Annotated in this window: 15 protein-coding genes; 8 read left to right on the top strand and 7 right to left on the bottom strand. The window is 40.0% G+C overall.

Annotated elements, in window-relative coordinates; genetic code table 11:
• Positions 1-84 precede the first annotated feature (84 nt).
• Positions 85-957: a serine hydrolase gene (locus tag J4051_RS02165; protein ID WP_208232107.1), complete on the top strand. Its 873-nt coding sequence runs from the start codon at positions 85-87 to the stop codon at positions 955-957.
• On the opposite strand, the gene J4051_RS02160 is transcribed toward J4051_RS02165, so the two are convergent.
• The 5 genes from J4051_RS02160 to J4051_RS02140 all read right to left on the bottom strand — a co-directional run bounded on the left by J4051_RS02160 (position 946) and on the right by J4051_RS02140 (position 6888).
• Positions 946-1968 carry a UDP-glucose--hexose-1-phosphate uridylyltransferase gene (locus J4051_RS02160; protein ID WP_208232105.1) on the bottom strand — a complete coding sequence of 341 codons (1023 nt, stop codon included), beginning with the start codon at positions 1966-1968 and terminating at the stop codon, positions 946-948. The two genes, J4051_RS02165 and J4051_RS02160, sit on opposite strands and share 12 nt — an antisense overlap.
• Positions 1969-2151: 183 nt before the next feature.
• Positions 2152-3303 (bottom strand): galactokinase, encoded by a 1152-nt coding sequence (gene galK, locus J4051_RS02155; RefSeq protein WP_208232103.1) that lies wholly within the window; start codon positions 3301-3303, stop codon positions 2152-2154.
• Positions 3304-3305: 2 nt separating this feature from the next.
• Positions 3306-4952: a solute:sodium symporter family transporter gene (locus J4051_RS02150; protein WP_208232101.1), complete on the bottom strand. Its 1647-nt coding sequence runs from the start codon at positions 4950-4952 to the stop codon at positions 3306-3308.
• Between the two features lie 42 nt (positions 4953-4994).
• Complete coding sequence (locus J4051_RS02145) at positions 4995-5885, bottom strand: aldose 1-epimerase (protein ID WP_208232100.1); 891 nt, start codon at positions 5883-5885, stop codon at positions 4995-4997.
• A gap of 4 nt (positions 5886-5889) precedes the next feature.
• Positions 5890-6888, bottom strand: a complete 999-nt coding sequence (locus tag J4051_RS02140; RefSeq protein WP_208232099.1) for a GntR family transcriptional regulator — start codon at positions 6886-6888, stop codon at positions 5890-5892.
• 326 nt (positions 6889-7214) lie between these two features.
• Here J4051_RS02140 and J4051_RS02135 point away from each other — a divergent pair, with 326 nt between their 5' ends.
• Together J4051_RS02135 and J4051_RS02130 are read left to right on the top strand one after the other, a co-directional pair.
• On the top strand, positions 7215-8153 hold the full coding sequence (locus tag J4051_RS02135) for an outer membrane beta-barrel protein (RefSeq protein ID WP_208232098.1): 939 nt from the start codon (positions 7215-7217) through the stop codon (positions 8151-8153).
• Positions 8154-8158: 5 nt separating this feature from the next.
• Positions 8159-8605, top strand: coding sequence for a DUF2147 domain-containing protein (locus J4051_RS02130; RefSeq protein WP_236027165.1), 447 nt, complete (start codon positions 8159-8161; stop codon positions 8603-8605).
• A gap of 62 nt (positions 8606-8667) precedes the next feature.
• Here the strand turns inward: J4051_RS02130 and J4051_RS02125 are convergent, their stop codons facing one another.
• Both J4051_RS02125 and J4051_RS02120 read right to left on the bottom strand, forming a co-directional pair.
• Complete coding sequence (locus J4051_RS02125) at positions 8668-10053, bottom strand: exonuclease domain-containing protein (RefSeq protein ID WP_208232097.1); 1386 nt, start codon at positions 10051-10053, stop codon at positions 8668-8670.
• The gene (locus J4051_RS02120) at positions 10053-10823 is read right to left on the bottom strand and encodes an XRE family transcriptional regulator (RefSeq protein ID WP_208232096.1); all 771 of its coding nucleotides are present in this window, start codon (positions 10821-10823) and stop codon (positions 10053-10055) included. The genes J4051_RS02125 and J4051_RS02120 overlap by 1 nt, the downstream gene beginning before the upstream one ends.
• A 201-nt stretch (positions 10824-11024) precedes the next feature.
• Between J4051_RS02120 and J4051_RS02115 the strand changes: the two genes are divergently transcribed.
• From J4051_RS02115 to polA, 5 genes are all read left to right on the top strand, one after another.
• The gene (locus J4051_RS02115) at positions 11025-14084 is read left to right on the top strand and encodes a DNA polymerase III subunit alpha (RefSeq protein WP_208232095.1); all 3060 of its coding nucleotides are present in this window, start codon (positions 11025-11027) and stop codon (positions 14082-14084) included.
• 87 nt (positions 14085-14171) lie between these two features.
• Positions 14172-14423: a DUF6364 family protein gene (locus J4051_RS02110; protein ID WP_182203414.1), complete on the top strand. Its 252-nt coding sequence runs from the start codon at positions 14172-14174 to the stop codon at positions 14421-14423.
• 1 nt (position 14424) lies between these two features.
• Positions 14425-14850 carry a type II toxin-antitoxin system VapC family toxin gene (locus J4051_RS02105; RefSeq protein WP_208232094.1) on the top strand — a complete coding sequence of 142 codons (426 nt, stop codon included), beginning with the start codon at positions 14425-14427 and terminating at the stop codon, positions 14848-14850.
• 143 nt (positions 14851-14993) lie between these two features.
• A complete protein-coding gene (gene dinB, locus J4051_RS02100; RefSeq protein ID WP_208232093.1) occupies positions 14994-16211 on the top strand; it encodes a DNA polymerase IV in 1218 nt (405 codons plus the stop codon).
• 339 nt (positions 16212-16550) lie between these two features.
• The gene (polA, locus tag J4051_RS02095; protein ID WP_208232092.1) at positions 16551-19433 is read left to right on the top strand and encodes a DNA polymerase I; all 2883 of its coding nucleotides are present in this window, start codon (positions 16551-16553) and stop codon (positions 19431-19433) included.
• Positions 19434-19436: the final 3 nt, after the last annotated feature.

Here is a 19436-nt window from a genome sequence, read left to right as displayed (position 1 = left end):
TGTCTTTCTAACGAATACTTAGCACTTATGAAACGAATATCAATATGCAGTCTGTTTCTCTTTTTTTCATGCAATTTCTTACTCATGGCCCAACAATCTGATAAAATATTGGAAAAAGGGCTCCAAAGTCTCGTAAAAGATTTTAAAGGCGATGTAGGAATTTACGTCTATAATCTTAAAACGGATCAAGAAGCTGGGATCAATGCCGATACCATTTTTCCAACGGCCAGTATCGTGAAAGTTCCCATTTTGATTGAAGTATTCAAACAGATCAAAGCAGGAAAACTACATCTTAAAGACACCTTGGTTTATGATGCGAAAAGAAAATATGGTGGTTCTGGTTTAATGCAATTTTACAAGGACAGTACCGTTACGGACCTTCGCACCTTGGCCTCATTGATGATCACAATGAGCGATAACACGACCTCGCTATGGTGCCAGGAACTTGTGGGTGGAGGATTGGAAATTAATAAAACCATGGCAGATCTAGGCTTGGCACACACTAGAGTCAACAGCCGAACGGAAGGCCGCACCAAAGATTGGGAAACTTACGGATGGGGACAGACCACACCGCGTGAAATGGCCTCATTAATGATAAAAATGAGAAAAAGAACTTTGGTTGATGCCGCGTCGAGTGATGAAATGTACCGCATTATGTCTAATTCCTTTTATACGGATTATTCGCTTTCGCAAATTCCACCTTTCGTTCAAACCGCTGCCAAACAGGGCATGGTCAATAAATCACGATCTGAATTGGTCATGGTCAATGCCCCGCATGGTGATTACGTGTTTTACATCGCCACTCAAAACAACACCGATGAATCCTGGGGCTTTGATAATAAAGCATGGGAATTGCAAAGAGTTATTTCGGCCTATCTATGGCAGTATTTTGAACCAGAATCAGACTGGAAGCCTGCTTCGGGATTTGCAGATTTGGTGAATGGATTACGATATTAACGCTTTGAGCCTCTCCACTGCCTGTTCTGCTGTAATATCTCTTTGTGGGGATCCAAACATCTCATAACCTACCATAAATTTCTTTACGGTAGCACTTCGCAATAATGGCGGATAAAAACTCATGTGCCAATGCCAATGGTCATTAGACGCGCCGTTGGTTGGTGCTTGATGAATGCCACTCGAATAAGGAAATGACGTCTGAAATAGCTTGTCATAAGCTTTAGTGATTTTCGAAATAGCATCCGCAAAAGCCAAACTTTCACCATCTGAAAGTTCTGAAATATCTTTGTAATTCTTTTTAGGTGCAATCATGGTTTCAAATGGCCAAACGGCCCAGAATGGTGTGAGTACCACAAAATCATCATTTTGATAAATGATACGCTCATTCGCTTTCAGTTCCTGCGTTAGATAATCTCCCAAGAGACTACTTTTATTCTTGCTGTAATAAGCTTGTTGATGCTGATCTTTCTTCTCAACTTCATTGGGAAGCGTGGATTGACTCCAAATTTGCCCATGTGGATGCGGATTGCTGCAGCCCATAACTGCGCCCTTATTTTCAAAGATCTGCACATAATTGATAAGCTCATTTGAACTTAATAAGAGGTATTCCTTTTGCCATGCTTTAACCACCTTATTAATATCTTCCACGGCCATATCTGCCAAACTCTTTGAGTGGTCTGGGCTAAAACAAACGACTTTGCAAATACCTTGCTCACTTTCTGCTATAAACAACCCTTCGTTTACAGAAAACACAGGTGAAGTAGTCTGTAACGCAGCAAAATCATTGGTAAAAATAAAGACATCTTTATAATCAGGATTCTGCTCGCCATTAATTCTTGTATTGCCTGCACATAAATAGCAGTTTGGGTCGTGGGCAGGCCGCTCCTCATTAGATACCGCTTCGTTCTGGCCTTGCCACGGGCGTTTCGCCCTATGTGGCGACACCAATACCCATTCGCCAGTAAGTATGTTATAGCGCTTATGTGAATAGTCTTGCAAATTATTGTCCATGGTATTTTCTGTTAATTAATTATTGATCGTGGTTCGCCGTTTCAAATAGTAACGTATTTAAAAATTCAAATAAGCATTCAACTTTATTAAATCTGAAAACATATTTTTCTTTCAATTTGGTCTTGATTCTTGGCTCTTTGCTCTTTGCTCTTTATTCTTTACTCTTTACTCTTTATTCTTAAATTAATTTACCAAATGTGTTCCCTGAGAAAGTTTTACTTCATATACAGAGCACGCTCTTCCAAATTCATTTTTAAAATCTTTTGAGACTTGTTTTTTGAACGCCTCCATTCCGCTCTTTCTGACCAAGTTTATGGTACAACCACCGAAGCCTCCACCCATCATCCGAGCGCCAATAACATCAGAGCTCCCCTGTGCTTGTGTTACCAAAAAATCGAGTTCGGTACAGCTCACTTTATATTGAATACTGAGCCCGTCATGTGATTGGAACAGCAAATTTCCAAGAGTACGCAAATCATCATTTTCAATGGCTGTCGCAAACTTCTTTACACGATTGTTTTCTTCAATGACGTACAAGGCCTTTTGATAATCTGCTTCGGATATATCCTGTTTTATTTTGTCTAAATCTGTTGCTGTAGCATCTCTTAAAGCGACAACTCCAAGCAATTGGGAGACTTTTTCACAAACTTCACGACGGTCGTTATAGGCGGTCTCCGCCAAATCATGCTTGACATTAGTGTTTATGAGCATTAAATCGTAGTCCTTAAAATCGATTCTGTAAGGCTTGGAAGTCACGGTTCTACAATCTAAAAGTAGTGCACTGTCTTCAATGCCAAACATACTGGCATACTGATCCATAATGCCACATTTTACGCCGGCATAATTGTGTTCTGCTTTTTGGGACACATAAATCATTTCTTCTTTGGACAGGCCGAGATTAAAGAGCTCATTGATCCCAAAAACAAAACTATTTTCCAATGCTGCCGAAGAGGACATGCCAGCACCACCCGGGATATTTCCAGAAAAGACACCATTAAAGTTGCCTATTGTTTTCCCAAGCACTTGTAATTCTGCAACAACACCCAAAATATAATTTCGCCAATCGCCATTTTTCAAAGGTTTGATTTGATCCAAACCAAACTCATACAGTTCTTCCTTATTCAAGGCAAAAACTTTACTGTTGCTTTCTTCACTTTTTTGAATGGCCAATGCAATTCCTTTATCAATGGCTGCCGGGAATACAAAACCCTCGTTATAATCGGTGTGTTCTCCTATAAGATTGATTCTCCCGGGAGAAAACACGATCAAAGGCTCCGAATGGAATTGATCCTTAAAACTGTCTGTGACTTCTTTGATGAGTTCTTCTTTCTTCATATCTATGCGAAATAAATATATATGCCTACTACAATTAGGCAAATTACAATACCGGCCTGTTTAACATATTTCCACGGCGTAATGTCCACTTGCTTGGTGTATTCTTGTATATAAGGCTCTTTCCTTGGCCTGAATTTACCAATAATCAACATGATAACAATATTCAGAACAAATAGAATGGCCATAATATCCAAAAAGTGCGGATAGGCTTGTGCTTCCACCAATGCTAAAGCAGCTTTATCCGTAATTCCAGATGCTGCGGCTCCATCAAGTGCTTTTTCGATAAAATAATCCTTGAGAAAGAATTGGCTAATAATATACAAAACACATCCCGATATCAATCCCACCTTAGCGGCAACGGCTGGCACACGTTTAGTGGTATAACCAACGACAATAATAGTTAGTATTGGGATACTATAAATTCCATTAATTTCTTGTAGATATGCGAATAAACTGCCCGCATTGGCAATAAGTGGTGCAATAAACATAGAGGCAATGGCCAATGCAACGCCAAATGTTTTACCATATTTCACCACCGTTTTTTCATTTGCCTCTTTATTGATATGTTGTTTATAGACGTCTATACCAAACAAGGTCACCGAACTGTTCAGAACACTATTGAACGAACTTAAAATAGCTCCAAACAAAACGGCGGCAAAGAAGCCAACCCATGCGGTAGGCAATACTTTTTTGACCAACATAGGATAAGCACTATCAGCATTATCTAAACTTCCTTGAAACATGTGATAGGCAATCAATCCTGGCAGAACAACAATAATTGGCCCCAAAATTTTTATAAAACCAGCCAACAACAATCCCTTTTGCCCTTCTTTCAAATTTTTAGCACCAAGCGCTCTCTGAATAATTTGCTGATTGGTACCCCAATAAAACAAATTCACCAACATCATTCCAGTGAAAATGGTGTAAAATGGCACCGGATCAGTAGGGCCACCCATAGATTTAAATTTATCAGGATTCTCAGTCACCAATATTGAAAGCCCGTCCAGCATATTGCCGTCGCCAATCATCATCAAACCAAAAATAGGAATCAAAAGACCCCCAACCAATAATCCAATGGCATTTATAGAATCTGAAACAGCAACTGCTTTCAAGCCTCCAAATACGGCATAAATGGAGCCGATAATGCCAATGCCCCAGACGCAGATCCAAATAGATTGTGTGTGGGTAACTCCCAATAATTCGGGCACATCAAACATGCCACTGATGGCAAGAGACCCAGAGTATAAAATAACAGGCAGCAATACCACAACATATCCAGAAAGGAATAAAATAGAAGTCAGCGTCTTGGTCGTAACGTCAAAACGTTCAGCTAAAAACCCAGGCACCGTAGTCAAACCTCCTTTTAAATATCTTGGCAGCAAGAAAATAGCGGTAATAACCATCGCAACTGCGGCCAAGGTCTCCCATACCATTACAGACAATCCACTTTGATAGGCCGATCCATTAAGTCCCACAATCTGTTCTGTCGATAAGTTGGTCAGTAATAAAGATCCTGCAATGACACCTGCAGTTAAACTACGACCACCAAGAAAATAGCCATCTGAAGAGCCTTCATCTGTTTTACGGGTTTTTAAATAGGAGATTACAGCTACAAGTACCGTAAACCCAATAAAGGTTAGAATTTGCATAATTACGTGATTAGTTGGTTCATTTATATTTTATTCATGCGTTTATTTAAAAGCTATCGTCCATATCAAATTGTAACTGGAGTCTGGCAGCAATGTTTGTAAGCCTATCCTGTTATTGAAACTGTCATTAGCTCCTGTCATTGGCTCAATGGCAATAACATTTGGCGTGTCAGGCGTATAGAGTTGCAGATAATTCTCTTTAGAAGTCGAGGTCATTTGCATGCGATAATCTGGGGTCAAAAATTCAATCACATTGGATTCAAGTATATAACCATCATCTAATTTCACATCTTTAAGTTGATAGGGCATTTCGACCTCCAATGAGGCCGTGCCAGAAACTATTTGTTGTTGATCATGCAAAAACCGCGTCTTGCTTTCAAAGCTTAAAGTACTTTCATCTAAATTTTTACTTACAAAATAAGGATGCCAACCTAAAACAAATGGAAACGTTTTAGTATCCATATTAAGAACTTCTACGGATAAACTAAAATCGTTCTCAGTCAGTTTATAGGTTAGTTGTATTTCAAACTGAAAAGGAAAACCTTCACTTGTTCCGTTGTGATAATATTGCAGTGTTATTGCGCCGTGGTCAGAAGTAAGATCTTGGCCGACAATCTTAAATGGCTTATCATAGACCAATCCATGAAGCGCATTATTTTGATCGGCTTCATTACAGTTTAAAATATAGTCAGTTCCGTCAAAAGTATATTTTCCATCCCTGATTCTATTCGCAAACGGAAATAAGATTGAAGAGGCGTAATTCTTTTGATAAGTAGAAGGGTCCAAATCTGCAAGCAGTTTAATGCCATCAAATTCCAGTCCACTCAGTCGACCACCTTGGTCAAGACATACCGTAGCTTTCGACCTGTTTTGAGGATCACCCATTTCTATAAACCGTAACCCTTTTGCTTCTTTTTGTGTGAGTGTGTACAAGCGCTTATATCGATTTTCTAATAATTAAACGGTTAGGGTTTTCCACTTGGACAAATTCCTTATTTAAAATTATTTGTGCCAGGCGTTGCCCCATTAAATTGAAATCGGTGGAGATGGTGGTGATCCCGCCTTCAACAATTTCTTTTAATAAAGTGTCATTATAAGAGATCAATCCAATATCTTCAGCGATAGACAGACCCTGCTCTTTAATGCGTTTGATGATTCGGATTAAATTTTTATCGTCCAGGACAATATAAATTTCCCCTTGGGATAGTTCTCTATTGGTAAAGTTATCAATAACCTCATGATCTATGTTGTGTTCCGCACAAAATAATTCAAAACCGATTAAAATCCCTTCCGGTTGGCGCTCAGCAGGAAATAGTAGAATCATTTTTCGATATGTTCTTATTTTCTGTAATGCGGTCTCTAATCCTTGATAAATATCCTTTTCAAAATTCTGGAAGACCGATGGGTACGCCTTTAAATCAGGATTTGTTTGATCTAAAATATAAACTTTATCTCGTGGTAACCTCTCGATGACTTGTTCTGTTTTTTTAAGATTGGCCGGCATAATCACATAGGCACTATAGTCGCCCACATTATCATTGATCAGTTTCCTGAACATCTCAGTATTAAAATGATGAAAGAAAATATCGACTTGAATGTTTTCGCCTAAATTAGAAAGAAATGAGTTGTATAAATCCTCCTTAAAAGAATTGAACTCGTCAAACAACAAGAATATTTTTTGGTTAACATCGACATTTTCACTGTTGACATAGTAGCCCTTTCCTACAATGGAATGAATGATGCCGCGGGCCTTTAATTCATTGAACGCCGTAAGAACGGTATCTCTTGAAAGTGAGTTTTGATTTTTAATGCTGTTTAGAGAAGGCAGCTTATCCCCTTTTTTTAGACTACCATCCAGAATAGCCGCTTCAATAGAAGCAACGATCTGTTTGTATTTGGGAATGCCCGATTTCTCTTCAACTGCAACAATTCTCATATCACAAATTTAAAAGATTTTATCAGTTAAACAAACTGGTAGGTACTGGTGGTTGTTTTTTATCAAATATACCATATTCACAAGACAGGCAATAACTGCGATACAACAGAAATATTAAGATTTTTATAAAAATCCGTCCATAATATTTTAATCTTAAACAACTCTGCTTTTAATTATATGCGTTATTATTTCATTTAATACAGCGCTTTTTTTTGTGTAATTTTAAATAATAGGTTAAAAGCATCTCCACTCGAATCAGACGATACTTGCAAGCCTATCCGAAATACTTGTTCATAAGAATCTATTAAATCCCAAAAACAAGAACCATGAAAATCATACCCAAAGTTTTGATTGTTTGTATTTTTACAGCAACAAGTCACTTTACCCAAGCTCAGGATAACCTGACGACTGACGATTCACAAAAATTTTACTTTCGTGTTGGCGGAGGTTATAGTTTTGAATCCGGGAAGACCGAATTCAATAATGCCGATCCAAATGGCCTTACAGGAATTATGCAGTCCACGGATGTTACTGTGAGTGCCGATGGCTCTACTGTCAATGTAAAATCACTCAACGGTACAGCTGGCGCTGGGGTAAAAGCCAATGTCACTGCCGGCTATATGTTCAACCCATATATTGGCGTGGAACTGGGTGTCAGCTACTTCCATGGTGATAAAACCTTGATAGGCCGATTGAGAAGTCCGCAGGTGGCCTCTGAGGAGAACACCTATTTAAGAGGTTTTGACGTTGCCCCGGGAATATTCTTGACCCCAAACTTTAAAACTGTTAATCCTTATGCACGTATGGGACTAATTGTCCCAGTTGCCGGAGAGCTTACCATCGAAACTATAGCCAAACAAGCCAATGGTGGAGGACCAGGCACTGATATTTTGGTGGAAGCCAAAAGTGAAGTAAAAGCCAGTTTCAGTGTTGGTTATTTTGGAGCCATTGGTCTCAACTACCCAATCAATGATAACTTGAGCATTTTTGGGGAGGTCGAAATCAAGAATTTGAGCATCAAAAGTAAGTCGGCTGAAATTATCGAATATGCCACTACGGCTATCAGCAACGGGCAATCGCAATTAGTGCCAGGGCAGCAATTAGCCGATCTTCCAGTATATGAAAAGAAATTTGAGTTTACCGATGATTACAATCAAAGTACCACGACGACCCCAAATCAGAACGAACCACGAAAAATCCCGTTGCAATTTGTGAATGCAAGTGGCACCGGCATTAATGTTGGCATCAGATTCACACTTAATTAGAAGGTTTGAAAACGATAAAAAGATATCTATTAAGTCTCGGATTGCTATTGTTTAGTATTTCAGTAACCCAAGCGCAAAACATTGTCGGCCAATGGAAAACGGTAGATGATGAGACTGGCCAGACTAAATCCATTGTTGAACTTTATAAGGACAACGGAAAATTATACGGAAAGATTGTCAAATTATTATTGCCTGAGGATAAAGGCAAACTATGCACAAAATGTACAGGCAAAGACTACAATCAACCTATTGAAGGTTTAATCATTGCTAAGGGTTTGACTAAAGATAAGGACGACAACACCTACGAAGGAGGCACTATTTTTGACCCAGAAAAAGGAAAGGAGTATAAATGTAAAATGTGGATTGATCCAGCGGAACCCAATATGTTAAACGTGCGCGGCTACGTTGCATTTTTTTACAGAACCCAAAAATGGTATCGTGTAACAGATTGATCTGGCGTTAGCGGTTAAAAACAAAGTCACTTCATAATATTGAAGTGCTTTATGAATAAATGCTAATGTGATTGAAATTCTAAGGTTTCAACACTTGAAGACTGCAACAGCAATTTCCTCAAAATCCCTTGAACTTCCGTAGTTTCTTTCTGAGGAATTAGGAAGGTTTCCAGATCTTCGGTATTTACAATCTGCTCTGATTTCTCAATAAACCCATAGCCAAGATAGAGTCCGTTTTTGATGAGCACAAAAGCCTCTTCTTCGACATGACGCCCTTTTTCCTTTAAAACCAAATTCTGATTGGAATTGGCCATATAATCAATTGCCAAGCCCACCCTTTCATTATAGGCCATAACCGATTCTTCATCTCTACAGACGCCTTTGCAAGTGGTCAATTTGTAATGTGAGCAGGTCCAGACATTTTCCTGCAAATGGCAATATTTTGGGCACAGTTCAAATTGTTCGCATACTTGCTCCAAATACAATCGGCAGTCCCGAATACTATGGAAAATCTGTAACGGATTGGGTGTTGCCTTCAGCGTATTGAATGCCAAATGTTGAATTCCTTGTCGATCTTCATAACTAAACACGGCATACGGTTTTGGCACGCGCTTGGCCGCTTGATTATATATTGGAAAATGATGTTTAATGGCTGCATCTTCCATCAGTCGCGCCACGAGATCACTTCCCGAAAGTTCAAAATCAATATGGGCCGTTTCCCGGCAAAGATTGAGTTCCTTTTCCTTTTTATCGTAGAAATGTCCTAAGACCCGTTTTTTAAGGTTGATGGCCTTTCCGACATAAATGATCTTTCCCTTTTTATTTTTGAAATAATAAATCCCCGGACCATTGGGAATACCTTCAAAAATCGCACTTGGCAAATGTGAAGGTAGCGTCGCTTCTTTAGAACCTTTTTTGAGGAAATCGGCAAAAACGGTATCCGAATGTTCATGGCCCAATAATTTCTCAAACAACGTCACGGTTGCTTCAGCATCGCCTCGTGCACGATGTCTATCCACCAAAGTAATTTCTAAGGAATTGCACAATTTCCCCAAACTATACGATCGAAACCCTGGAAACAAGGTTCGGGATAATCGTACTGTGCACAATTTCCGCCGCCTGAAATCACCACCAATCGCTTTGAATTCATTACGGATCACGTTATAGTCAAAATTGACATTATGTGCCACAAAAATACTGTCTTCAGTAATGGAAAGAATGGCTTCTGAAATCTCTGCAAAAGTTGGCGCATCAGCAACCAACGCATTATCAATTCCCGTCAATGCCGTAATATAATCTGGAATTAATGCTTGCGGATTAACGAGCGAGGTGAACTCCTCAAGAACCTTTTCGCCATCATGTTTAAAAATGGAAATTTCAGTAATCTTGTTGCCACGCCCAGTGGTTTCCACGTCAATAATGGTATAGGTCGTTTTGGGTTTTGCCATTATGCCATTTTTTGAACTGCCTCCAATTCCACCTTCAATTCTTGGAACATCGCCATAATACTGCTCATTTTTAGTTCTTTTTCGTCGTATTCCTGAGTGTTGATACAACAGGTAAATTCCCAAAGCTCCAATACATTTTCAATAGGAACCTCATAAGGTTGATATACTTTATTGTCGCTGCTCAATAACAAAACCTTCTTATCCTCTATCAAATTATAAACACGTTTATACACTAGGCCATCATCTTTGGTCAATACAACATAGGTACGTCCACTTTTCACATCTTGGATATCTTCCACAAACTTCGCAACCACAAAAGAACCGTCTTTCACGGGCAACATCGAATCGCCTTTGATAGGAAAAGCCCGATGGGTTCCGGTGGGAAGGAAGGGCAATTTAATTTTTTGTAACTGTTCAATATATTCCGGATCATCATATCCAGACAAATACCCTGCCGAAGCTTTTGCCGGGATAATCTCAATAAGGTCTTCATTATCTTCATTGACCGTAATCGGAAAGAGGACACGCTTACTGCCAATGTCAATAAAGGAGGTGTCCTTGGCTTTGCGCAAATCATTTCTAACCAAAATGTCAATCGGAATTTTAAAGTAATTTGATAAATCGATCAATCGATCAATGGGCGGCTCGGAACGTCCTTCTTCATAAGATCCTACGATGGATCGCGACCAGCCCAACTCATCGGCAAAACGTTCTTGCGAGAGCTGCCTTAAAGAACGCAGGTGTTTGATATTTGCTTGGATATGTTTCATTTCTTATTTCTTATTTCCCCCCTCCGCTTTGCTACGGACGGTCAGGCTTATTTCCTGAATCTTGAATCCTGAATCCTGAATCCTGAATCCTGAATCTTGAATCTTGAATCTTGAATCTTGAATCTTGAATTTACTACAAATGTAAGCAATCAATACTACATATAATAGCTAACTTTGAAAAATATCAATAAATAAGAAAAAATGTACCTCAACTGCCACACTTACTATAGCCTTCGCTACGGCACTATTAAGCCCGAGCAGTTGCTTGCCATTGCTTCAGAAAACGGCTTGCAGACCTTAGCGTTGACGGATATCAACAGCACTTCCGCCTGCTTGGATTTTGTGAGATTATCCTCAAAATATAAGATCAAACCCGTTTTGGGCATTGATTTCAGGAATGGAGTGCAACAGCAATTTATCCTCATTGCCAAAAACAACAATGGGTTTAAGAACATCAACGATTACCTATCAGAATTCTTACATAACCCTGAATTGGAAATCCCTGAAATTGCTCCCGAATTGGAAGACGTCTTTGTGATTTATCCGTACATCCATAAAAAAACATACCAACTCAAAGAGAACGAATTCCTGGGCATCAAACCAAAGGATTTGAACCATCTCAAATTTTCCAAATGGAATACCTTACGGAACAAATTGGTCGTGTTAAAAACCGTGTCATTTCAGAATAAAAAGGATTTTAATACCCACCGTTTATTACGCGCTATTGACAATAACACCTTGTTGAGCAAACTTGCCAAAAGTGAGCAGGGAGAGGAGACGGACAGAATGTTGCCCTATCAGGAATTATGCGACACTTATAATGAATTTCCAGAGCTTTTAAAAAATACAGCATCCATTCTCGAAAAATGCCAGATCGATTTTGATTTTTCACATGAAAACCCCAATAACCAACGTTGTTACACCAACAATGAGGCATTGGATTTTAGACTGCTTAAAAAGCTCACCTACGACGGCATCCATTACCGCTATAAAAACCCTGGGGAGCGCATTTTCAAACGTATCGAAAAAGAACTGTCCATCATTGAACAAAAAGGATTCGTGTCTTATTTTTTGATCAACTGGAAGATTTTAAAATATGCCCGCAGCAAGAATTATTTCTACGTTGGTCGTGGCAGTGGCGCCAATAGCATTGTGGCTTATTTGCTTCGGATAACGGATGTGGATCCCGTGGAACTCGATCTCTATTTTGAGCGGTTTATTAATGTGTTTAGACAAAATCCACCCGATTTTGATCTTGATTTCTCGTGGAAAGACCGCGATGATATTACCGATTTTATTTTCAACCGATTTAAAAACACCGCTTTGATTGCCGTTTACAATACCTTCAAGTTTAAAGCCTCCGTTCGGGAATTGGGAAAAGTGTTTGGTTTACCAAAATCGGAAATGGACATGCTCTCCAGAGGAAAATACCATATTAACCAATTAGACAACCTGTCTCAACTCGTCATTAAATACAGTACGTATATTCAAGGTTTTCCGAATTATTTGGGTATTCATGCCGGTGGTATTATCATTTCCGAAAAACCCATTCATTACTATGGCGCTACTTTTATGCCCCCAAAAGGCTATGCCACCACTCAATTTGATATGGTCGTGGCAGAAGATATCGGTCTCTATAAGTTTGATATTTTAAGCCAACGCGGTCTTGGTAAAATCAAGGAAGCTACAGAGATTGTCGCTTATAACCATCCCGAAAAACCACCCATTGACATCCATGACATCAAAAGGTTCAAACAAGATGCACGCATCAAATATTTGCTTAAAAACGCCAAAGCCATCGGCTGTTTTTATGTGGAGTCTCCAGCCATGCGCATGCTGATGCGAAAGTTACAAGTGGATAGCTATTTGGGCTTGGTGGCGGCAAGTTCCGTAATTCGTCCTGGCGTCGCCAAAAGTGGCATGATGCGCGAATATATACTGCGGTATCGCAATCCACAACGCCGCAAGGATGCCCCAAAAGTATTGCTTGAAATTATGCCAGAAACCTTTGGCGTGATGGTCTATCAGGAAGACGTTATAAAAGTAGCACACTATTTTGGCGGCCTCACGCTTGGAGAAGCCGATATGCTACGTCGTGGCATGTCCGGAAAATTTCGATCGCGTGATGAGTTCCTAAAAGTGAAACAACAATTTTTTGACAACTGTAAAAAATCAGGAAAACCTGATGGTTTGGTATCCGATATTTGGCGACAGATTGAAAGTTTTGCCGGATATGCGTTTGCAAAGGGCCATTCGGCGTCCTACGCGGTGGAAAGTTACCAAAGTTTGTTTTTGAAAGCCTATTTCCCATTGGAATATATGGTGGCGACCATCAATAATTTTGGCGGATTTTACAGCACAGAACTCTATGTCCATGAAGCACGGATGGATGGCGGCCTCATAGAAGCGCCTTGTATCAACACGAGCTTTACGCAAACGGTCATTCAGGGTAAAACCATTTACCTCGGATTTATGTTCCTACAGTCCTTGGAGTCAAAAACCATCCAGCGCATCGTGAAAGAACGCCAGATGCACGGCAATTTTTTAAGCTTGGATGACTTTATTGAACGGATTCCGATTTCCATAGAACAGGTTTCGATCTTGATAAAAATCAATGCCTTCCGATTTACCGGAAACAACAAACGCGAACTACTCTGGGAAGCCCATTTAAAAATCAGCAAGCATGCGGCACAAGAGCAGGTGGTCACTTTATTTAAGACTGAACGTATCCATTATAAAACTCCAGAATTGCCAAGTACAGCCTTGGAAAATGCTTTTGACGAAATTGAATTGTTAGGTTTTCCACTTTGTAACCCGTTTCATCTCTTGGAAAAACGTTCGGCAAATCCGTTACGAGCAACAGATTTGCAAGCCCTGGAAGGAAAGACGGTCACCATTGAAGGTTACCTTATCACCCTCAAAAACACCAAGACCAACAATGGCAAAATCATGCATTTCGGGAATTTCCTGGATCGTGATGGCGATTTTATAGATACCGTCCATTTTCCACCGGTGGCCGCCAGGTTCCCCTTTAGAGGCAAGGGCATTTATAGCATTACGGGCAAAGTGGTGATTGAATTTGATTGTGTCACCATTGAAGTGAGCAGTATGGAACACTTGGCGGTGATTGAAGATCCGAGGTATAAAATCCCATCCTCTAAATCCCTTTCCCGAGAGGAAGAGGATTTTCAGAACGGAATGATGCCGAGAGTGAGATTAAAACCTAAAAGATCACCTATTCAAATATCCGCTTCCCGATAGGTAGACAACCATTAAGAATACGTATAAATATATTAAATAATACACGTGCATCTATTTTTTTATTATCTTTATAAAAAACAACAAGTTATGAGTACGAAATTGACATTGACAATCGAAAAGGAAGTCATAGAAAAGGCAAAAAAATATGCAAAAGAGAAAAATCGTAGCCTATCCGATATTATTGAAAATTATCTCAAAATATTAACCATGGAAGAACGTCAACAAAGCGAGAAAACTCTTCATTCAATTGTAAAATCCCTAAAAGGCTCTTTTAAAACATCTAAAAAAATAGATTACAAGAAAGAATTAACGAAACGATTAGAAGAAAAATATTTATAGAATGGACCATGTACTTATAGACACCGATGTCATATTGGATTTTTTCTTTGATCGAGAACCCTATTCCGAATATGCCGCAAAAGTTTTGAACGTATGTGAAGAACAAAAAATAAAAGGATTTATAACTCCTGTAGCAATTTCAAATATTTATTATTTATTGAGAAAAATTGGAAAGCATGACATTATTATTGAAAGATTAAAACAGCTTCTAACCATTATCGACATTGCTGAGATGGATAAAACCGTCGTCTTAAATGCGTTAAATTCTCAATTCAAGGATTTTGAAGATGCTTTACAAAATTTCTCTGCTATAGGAAAAGGAAAAATTAAAGTCATTTTAACAAGGAATATAAAAGATTTTAAAAAAAGCACATTAGCCATAATGACCCCTGAAATGTATTTGAAAGGCAACTCTAACATCAAATAAAATATCTAAAAACGTTATTCATTAATGAGTCGAAAGCAAATCTTGATTTCCTTTCGTAAAAGCACCCTTCTTAGAAACAGTCTCGATTCTTTGTTCCTTGTTCTTGATTCTTAATTCTTAATTCTCAATTCTTTAAAGAAAAAATGCCCCACCAACGCTCCATAGTCCACATGGATTTAGACACTTTTTTCGTGTCCTGCGAACGCCTGCTCGATAGTCGCCTGATTGGGAAACCTGTTCTGATTGGCGGCACGAGCGATAGAGGTGTTGTGGCCTCCTGTAGCTATGAGGCACGGAAATTTGGCATCCATTCCGCAATGCCCATGCGCATGGCAAAACAATTATGTCCCGAAGCCATTATTCTTCGCGGCGACGCCGGCACTTATACTAAGTTTTCACAAAATGTTACAGATGTGATCAAAGACAGCGTTCCGCTTTATGAAAAAACATCGGTTGATGAATTTTATATCGATTTGACGGGGATGGACAAGTTTTTCGGTTGCCACAAATTGGCTTCTGAATTGCGTCAACGCATCATCAAAGAAACCGGATTGCCCATTTCGTTTGGATTGTCGCTCAACAAAACCGTATCAAAAATTGCCACTGGAGAAGCCAAACCCAATAATGAAATCCGTATTCTCTCAGGCGATGAAAAACCTTTTTTGGCACCTTTGTCCATTAAGAAAATCCCTATGGTTGGTGATGTCACCTATAAATCTCTATGCGACTTGGGCATCAAACAAATCAGGACCGTTCAGGAAATGCCCATGGAACTCATGTACAAAGTCCTTGGAAAAAACGGCTTGAGCATTTGGAACAAAGCCAACGGTATCGACAATTCGCCAGTGGTTCAATACCAAGAGCGCAAATCCATCTCCACAGAACGCACTTTCAATAAAGACACTACAGACGTGACCAGATTGAAAGGTATTATCATTGCCATGGCTGAAAATCTGGCGTACCAATTGCGCCGTGGCAATAAACTGTCGGCATGCATCACCTTTAAAATCCGCTATTCTGATTTTCAAACCTATACACAACAGCAACGCATTCCGTACAGCGCCATGGATCACAATATCATTCCAGTCGTGCTCGATCTATTCGAAAAACTTTATAACCGGCGACTTTTGGTACGGTTGATAGGCGTTAAATTCAGCCATTTGGTAGAAGGCGGACATCAGGTCAATTTGTTTGACGACGACACCAAATTCCTCAACTTAAACACCGCTATCGACAAAATGCGCGAACGTTATGGTGACAGAGCGGTAATCAGCGCTGCCGGAATGGAAGCCCGCACCATCGGCCGATGGAACCCATTTAACGGCGAACCGCCTCCGCTGTTACCGCATCGGAAGTCCTAGTTAAGTTTCAGGTTCAAAGTTCCTTGTTTCCCCACTTCAACTTCAACTTCAATTTCCCATCTTCGCTTCGCTGCGATCGGGCAGGCAATTTGAGTTTAGGAGTTTAGGAGTTTAGGAGTTTAGGAGTTTAGGAAAAATAAATTTTTGAAATACCATACGCTATTAAATAGTGAAGAAGAAATTTAGCATTCAAATACCGCATCAAACCACCAATCCCTCTGTACTCTCTATTCCTCCGTGGAACTCTGCAAAACTCCGTGTAATATTCACATTAAGCACATCCCAACGCCCAAATCAAATTATCTTTTGTAATTTTATGAACTTCAAAAAAACACATCCATGTCAGAAAAAAAACGACTGTTTTTAGTCGATGCCTATGCCTTAATTTTTAGAGGCTATTACGCCTTTATCAAGAACCCACAAATCAATTCCAAGGGTGAAGACACCTCAGCCATCATGGGGTTTATGAACTCTTTGTTGGATGTCATCAAAAGAGAGCGCCCGGACCATTTGGCCGTATGTTTTGACAAAGGTGGCAGTGTGGATCGGGTAGAAATGTTTGAAGACTACAAGGCCAATAGAGACGAAACGCCTGAAGCCATTAGAACTGCCATTCCGCATATTTATAATATACTTAAGGCCATGCACATTCCTATTATGGTCAAGGAAGGATTTGAAGCTGATGATGTGATTGGAACGCTCTCCCGACAAGCAGAAGCTCAAGGCTACACCACCTACATGGTCACACCAGATAAGGACTTTGCTCAATTGGTCACAGAAAACATATTCATGTACCGACCAAAATCTTTTGGTGGTGGCTATGAAACCTGGGGCGTTGAAGAGGTGAAGAAAAAATTTGAAGTTGAAACGCCATTACAAGTCATCGATTTTTTAGGAATGATGGGCGATTCTTCCGATAATATTCCTGGATTACCGGGCGTTGGCGAAAAGACCGCAAAGAAGTTTATTAAGCAATTTGGAAGTATGGAAAACCTTTTGGCAAGCACAGATCAGCTGAAGGGTAAAATGAAAGAAAAGATCGAAGCCAATAAAGAATTGGGAATGCTCTCCAAAACTTTGGCCACCATTATGCTTGATGTGCCTGTGGAATTTAATGAGGCAGACTTTGAAATGTCGGAACCCGATATTGAAGCGGTCAAAAACATTTTTCAAGAATTGGAATTTAGACGTCTCACCGATAATTTCCTAAAGGCCTTTACCGCAGAGGCGATGGCTAACGGAGGTACGGAACGCAACAAAGTAGCAGGCGCTGGCATTTCGCAAAACACGTCTATAGGGAAAGCTCCCGCCGAGCCAAAAGGATCAGCTGGATCTGGACAGTTCTCTTTATTTGGCGGGACGCCCTCTGAAGATAACAACCAATCTGAAACCGTTTCAGAATTTACCCGTAAAACCGCAGCAACCTCCTCACATTTTTATCAAAGTGTGGCGAGTGGAATGGCCACAAAATTATTCATCCAAAATCTGATGAAACAAACCAGCGTTTGTTTTGATACGGAAACCACTGGCTTAGATCCGATCACTGCCGAATTGGTCGGGATTGCATTTTCGTGGGAAGTAGGCAAAGGTTTCTACATCCCATTTCCAGAAGACCAAGAGGAAGCACAAACGCTCATTGAGGAACTACGTCCGTTTTTTGAGTCAGAGAGTATCGAAAAAGTGGGACAAAATTTAAAATATGATATTAAAGTTCTTCATAAATATAATATTCAGGTCAAAGGCAAATTGTTTGATACCATGCTCGCCCATTATCTGATCAATCCCGATATGCGCCACAATATGGATGTCTTGGCGGAAACCTATTTGAATTATACGCCAATGCCCATCGAGGCGTTGATTGGCAAAAAAGGCAAAAACCAATTGTCCATGCGAACGGTTCCTTTGGAAAAACAAACCGAATACGCCGTTGAAGATGCCGATATCACCTTACAGCTCAAAGAACATTTTGAAAAAGAACTGGGCGAAGCCAACACCCAAAAATTATTTGATGAGATTGAAATTCCATTGTTGCGAGTACTTGCCGCTATGGAATTGGAAGGCATCAATTTGGATGAGAAATTCCTGAATTCCTTATCTGAAAAATTAGACAACGACATCAAAACTTTGGAAGCTAATATTTTCAAGGAAGCGGGCGAAGAATTCAATATAGCATCGCCGAAGCAGTTGGGGGATATTTTATTCGACAAACTTAAATTGGTCGAGAAACCTAAAAAAACCAAAACCGGTCAATATGCCACTGGCGAAGAGATTTTATCTGTTTTGGCTAAAGATCATGATATTATTCAACATATATTGGACTATCGCGGACTGGCAAAACTGAAAAGCACTTATGTTGATGCCCTACCAACCCAGGTAGAACCAACTACAGGCCGTGTTCATACCGACTATATGCAAACCGTGGCCGCTACGGGACGTTTGAGCAGTAACAACCCGAACCTTCAGAACATTCCTATTCGTACAGAGCGTGGCCGTCAAGTGCGTAAAGCCTTTGTGCCAAGAGATGAAAACTATGTGTTATTAGCCGCGGATTACTCCCAAATTGAATTACGCATTATTGCAGCCCTGAGTCAAGAAGACAATATGATCAATGCCTTTAAGAAAGGCGAGGACATTCACGCCTCTACCGCCTCAAAAGTGTTTGGCGTGCCCTTGGAAGAAGTATCCCGTGAGCAACGTAGTAATGCCAAAACGGTCAATTTCGGAATTATTTATGGGGTCTCTGCCTTTGGACTGAGCAATCAAACTGATTTATCGCGAAGTGAAGCCAAAGATCTGATTGACACCTATTACGCTACCTATCCAAAACTGCGTAATTATATTAGCGATCAAATAGAAATTGCACGAGAGAATGGTTATGTACAAACGGTTTTAGGCCGTCGCCGCTATTTAAAGGATATCAATTCCAGAAACGCCGTGGTGAGAGGTGCTGCGGAACGTAATGCCGTGAACGCGCCGATCCAAGGCAGTGCTGCGGACATTATCAAAGTGGCGATGATCAACATCCACAAGAAATTACAGGAAGGACAATTTAAATCCAAGATGCTCCTTCAAGTGCATGATGAGCTTGTCTTTGATGTGTACAAATCGGAATTGGAAGCCATCAAAAAAATGGTCAAATCGGAAATGGAAAGCGCTTATGAATTAGCGGTGCCTTTAGTGGTCGATTTGGGTGTTGGCCAGGATTGGTTGGAGGCGCATTAACGT

Source organism: Gelidibacter pelagius (assembly GCF_017581925.1).
GTDB lineage: Bacteria > Bacteroidota > Bacteroidia > Flavobacteriales > Flavobacteriaceae > Gelidibacter > Gelidibacter pelagius.
Note: the sequence above shows the minus strand (reverse complement) of the source record. Positions and strands in the feature narration are given on the sequence as shown.

What these genes read in the sequence shown, in the direction of transcription:
- galK (WP_208232103.1), bottom strand. Translation starts at nt 3,303, where the DNA reads ATGAAGAAAGAAGAACTCATCAAAGAAGTCACAGACAGTTTTAAGGAT.
- J4051_RS02125 (WP_208232097.1), bottom strand. Translation starts at nt 10,053, where the DNA reads ATGGCAAAACCCAAAACGACCTATACCATTATTGACGTGGAAACCACT.
- J4051_RS02150 (WP_208232101.1), bottom strand. Translation starts at nt 4,952, where the DNA reads ATGCAAATTCTAACCTTTATTGGGTTTACGGTACTTGTAGCTGTAATC.
- J4051_RS02105 (WP_208232094.1), top strand. Translation starts at nt 14,425, where the DNA reads ATGGACCATGTACTTATAGACACCGATGTCATATTGGATTTTTTCTTT.
- J4051_RS02135 (WP_208232098.1), top strand. Translation starts at nt 7,215, where the DNA reads ATGAAAATCATACCCAAAGTTTTGATTGTTTGTATTTTTACAGCAACA.
- J4051_RS02110 (WP_182203414.1), top strand. Translation starts at nt 14,172, where the DNA reads ATGAGTACGAAATTGACATTGACAATCGAAAAGGAAGTCATAGAAAAG.
- J4051_RS02160 (WP_208232105.1), bottom strand. Translation starts at nt 1,968, where the DNA reads ATGGACAATAATTTGCAAGACTATTCACATAAGCGCTATAACATACTT.
- J4051_RS02165 (WP_208232107.1), top strand. Translation starts at nt 85, where the DNA reads ATGGCCCAACAATCTGATAAAATATTGGAAAAAGGGCTCCAAAGTCTC.
- dinB (WP_208232093.1), top strand. Translation starts at nt 14,994, where the DNA reads ATGCCCCACCAACGCTCCATAGTCCACATGGATTTAGACACTTTTTTC.
- J4051_RS02120 (WP_208232096.1), bottom strand. Translation starts at nt 10,823, where the DNA reads ATGAAACATATCCAAGCAAATATCAAACACCTGCGTTCTTTAAGGCAG.
- J4051_RS02140 (WP_208232099.1), bottom strand. Translation starts at nt 6,888, where the DNA reads ATGAGAATTGTTGCAGTTGAAGAGAAATCGGGCATTCCCAAATACAAA.
- J4051_RS02115 (WP_208232095.1), top strand. Translation starts at nt 11,025, where the DNA reads ATGTACCTCAACTGCCACACTTACTATAGCCTTCGCTACGGCACTATT.
- polA (WP_208232092.1), top strand. Translation starts at nt 16,551, where the DNA reads ATGTCAGAAAAAAAACGACTGTTTTTAGTCGATGCCTATGCCTTAATT.